Genomic DNA, 3,217 nt, shown 5'->3' on the forward strand with positions numbered 1-3,217 from the left:
GTGCTGGTCCTGCTGCGGCTGCTCGTGCGCGCCCGCGCCGGCAGCGACGACCCGCCGCTGCTCGTCGACGCGCTCGTGCTCGCCACCGCGCTCGCCACGGCGCTGTGGGACGTGTCCGCGCGCGCCGGCGACGCCGGGCCGCCCGGCTGGGCCGCCACGACCGTGCTGGTGCTGGCCGTCACCTCCGTGCTCTCCTGCTCGGCGGTCGCGCTGGCCGTCGAGCAGCCCCGGCTGCGTGCACCGGCCGCGGCGCTCGTCGTGCACGGCTGCGCGAGCGCGCTGTGCGTGCTCGCCGCCACCGAGCTGCCCGTCCTCGCGGCCCTCGCCGCCCTGCTCGCGCTCGCCGCCGGGGGCTGCGGCCTGCTGCTGCTGCCGCGCGACGGCGTCGTGCGCCACGGCGGGGAGGCCGCCGAGCGCGCCGCACGCCGCCTGGAGGTCGCCTCCCTCGTGCCGGGCCCGGTGCTGCTGGTCGACATCGTCGCGCTCGTCCTGTCCCCGCGCGCGGACCCGGTGCTGTTCGGGCTCTACCTCAGCGTGCTCGTCGCCTTCACCGTCCGGCACGCCTGCACGGCCCGCTCCATCGACCGGACCACCGCGCGGCTGCGCGCCCAGGCGCTGCACGACGCCCTCACCGGCCTCGGCAACCGCGCCGCCCTCGAGTGCGCGCTGACCCGCCCCGACCGCGCGCGGTCGCTGGTCCTGCTGGAGCTCGCCGGCCTCGACGACGTCAACGACGTCCTGGGCGTCGGCGTCGGCGACCGCCTCGTGCGCGCCGCCGCCCAGCAGGTCGCCGCCGCCGCCGACGGCCTCGGCGGCTGCGCCTACCGCACGGGCGGCGACGAGATCGCCGTCCTGCTGCCCGGCGACCCCGCCCGCTGCCTGCGGCACGCGCAGGCCCTGCTGGCCGCCGTCGGCTCCGCGCCCGCCCTGGTGGAGGGCGCCGCCCGCTTCCCGCTGACGGCCAGCGCCGGCATCGCCGCCTGCCCGCTGGAGCAGGAGGGGCACGACGTGCTGGAGCCGTTCGTCCACGCCGACATCGCGCTGCGCGACGCCCGGCACCGGGGCGCCGGCTCGGTCTCGGTGTACTCGGGGGAGGTGGCCGCCGGGCACGCGCGCCGCAGCGCGCTGCGCGAGCGGCTCGTGCACGCCGTGCGCGACGGCGACGTCGACGTCCACTTCCAGCCCGTCGTCTCCTTCACGAGCGGACGGGTGGAGAAGTTCGAGGCGCTCGCCCGCTGGGAGGACCCCCTGCTGGGCCGCATCTCGCCCGTGGAGTTCGTCGCCGTCGCCGAGGAGTCCAACCTCGTCGTCGCCCTCGGCGAGCACGTCCTGCGGACCGCGGTGCGCTGCGCGCACGAGGCCGGCGTCTTCGCCGCGGGCGTCGCCCTGGCCGTCAACGTCTCCGTCGTGCAGCTGCAGTCGCCCGGCTTCGCCGACATCGTGCGCGACGTCCTCGAGCAGCACCGGATCGCCCCGCGGCTGCTGACGCTGGAGCTCACCGAGTCCGTCTTCCTGGACAGCGACTCCCCCGCCGAGCGCGTGGTCACCGAGCTGGCGGCCCTCGGCTGCCGCATCGCCATCGACGACTTCGGCACCGGCTACTCCGCCTTCGGCTACCTGGGGCGGCTGCCGGTGCACGTGCTGAAGATCGACCGCTCGCTCACCCGCTCCCTCACCGAGGACGTCAACGGCCAGTCCGTGGTCACCTGCGTCGTCGACCTCGCCACCCGCCTCGGGCTCACCGTCGTCGTCGAGGGCGTGGAGACGCAGGCGCAGGCCGAGGTCTGCCGGTTCGTCGGCGCCCCGCTCGGGCAGGGCTGGCTGTACTCGCCCGCCGTGCCGCGCACCCGGCTCGGCGAGGAGCTCACCAGGACGCACCCGGTCCCGCAGCGCGTCGGCACGCGGCGCGCGCTGGACCGGCACCCGCGCGGCTGACACCCGCACGGCGGATCAGCAGCACCACCCCCGCGGCCGACAACCCCAGGGCGGAGGTCGCGAACAACCCAACGAGGTCGGAGGAGTCGTCGTGGTCCTGCTCGACGTGCTGCGCCTCGGCGGCTTCGCCCTCGCGCTCGCCGTCCTGGTGCGCCGGGCCCGGCGCGCCGACGGCGAGCAGCCGGTGTGGCGCTGCCACGCCGCGGCCGTGGGCGTGCTGCTCGCCGCGGCCGCCGCGCTGGCCGTGCTCGGCGCGGCCGGCGTCCCGGCGCGCACCGCCGCCCTCGTGGTGAGCCCGTCCACGCTGCCCGCCTGCCTGCTCGTCTACCGGGGCCTGTCGCAGTACAACCGCGTCCACTCCGCCACCCACCGCCCGGCCGACTGGATCGTCGGGACCAGCTGCGCGTTCGCCGTCGCCGCCGCCGGCAACGCGCTGCTGCAGGGCGGGTGGTTCCCGACGGCCGCGAGCGGGCTGGAGCTGCAGCTGCGGCTCGTCGTCGCCGGGTTCGTGGCCGTCGTGCTGGCCACGACGCTGCAGGTGGCGCGCTCCAGCGGCGCGCTGCGCGCCCCCACCACCTGGGCGCTCGCCGGCTCGCTGGCGGTGCTGCTGCTGCTGCAGCTGCACGCCGCGCTGCTGCCCTACGGCAGCCTGGTGCGGGTGGGGGCCGCCGCCGCGTGGGTGGCGCTGGCCCTCTCGCTGGCCTGGGCCTCCCGGCGGGGCGGGGTGCTGCAGCGCGCCATCACCACCTCCCGGCTGACGACCACGACGACGGCGTTCGGAGCGCTGCTGGCGGCCGTGGCCGTCCTCGTGGCCACCACGCTCACCCCCGGCAGCGGGCAGCTGCGCTGGTCGGTGGTGTGGGCCGTCGCCGCCGTCGCCGGGCTGGGGCTGCGGCTGCACCGCCTCGTGCGCGACCTCGTCGACCACGAGCGGGTGCGCCGCGAGGCCACCACCGACGAGCTGACGGGCCTGGCCAACCGCCGCGCCTTCACCGCCGGGCTGGAGGCCGCGACCGCGGCCGGCGGGCCGCTGGCCGTGCTGCTCGTCGACCTCGACCGCTTCAAGGAGGTCAACGACCGCCACGGGCACGCCACCGGCGACCGGCTGCTGCAGCACGTCGGGCGCGGCTTCACCAGCGTCCTGCCGGGGGGCAGCCTGCTGGCGCGCCTGGGCGGCGACGAGTTCGCCGTGCTGCTGCGCGGAGCGAGCGCGGCCGGGGCGGCCGACGCCGCCGCCCGGCTCGTGGCCGTCGCCGTCGAGCACCCCCTCGACGGCGTGCAC

General features: G+C 77.7%; 2 protein-coding genes. Both read left to right on the top strand.

Annotation, left to right across the window (positions count from 1 at the left end):
* Positions 1 to 1,935: putative bifunctional diguanylate cyclase/phosphodiesterase (locus GTQ99_RS21405; RefSeq protein ID WP_166617718.1), on the top strand; the 1,935-nt coding region annotated here is incomplete at its 5' end.
* 91 nt (positions 1,936 to 2,026) lie between these two features.
* Positions 2,027 to 3,217, top strand: a 1,191-nt coding sequence (locus GTQ99_RS21410) for a diguanylate cyclase domain-containing protein (protein WP_166617719.1), incomplete at its 3' end; no start/stop codon positions are given.

This window comes from Kineococcus vitellinus (assembly GCF_009906315.1).
GTDB lineage: Bacteria > Actinomycetota > Actinomycetes > Actinomycetales > Kineococcaceae > Kineococcus > Kineococcus vitellinus.